At 67.3% G+C, this 223-nt stretch carries 1 protein-coding gene; it reads right to left on the reverse strand.

Annotation, left to right across the window (positions count from 1 at the left end; genetic code table 11):
• A partial coding sequence (locus ABLQ08_RS32610) for a hypothetical protein (protein WP_352950938.1) occupies positions 1-223 on the reverse strand: 223 nt, incomplete at both ends.

A 223-nucleotide genomic window follows, 5' to 3' on the forward strand; every position in this document is an offset into this window, starting at 1 on the left:
GGTGGAGACAAGCGGTACCCCGTCGCCATCGGCGTTGCCGGTGAAGTTGCCGTCGGTCAGGCCGCCGTCATAGGTCTGTACCATGATGGCGTCGCCATCGGTCGGCGTCACAGTCGGAGCATTGGGACCGTCGTCGCCGAATTTGACGTTGCCGCCAAGGTCGAGCGTTGCGCTGCCGGTGGCCGTGTCGCCGTCGCCGTCGGTCGTCTCCGCCGTCGCCTTC

The organism is Roseibium sp. SCP14, assembly GCF_040329475.1.
Lineage (GTDB): Bacteria > Pseudomonadota > Alphaproteobacteria > Rhizobiales > Stappiaceae > Roseibium.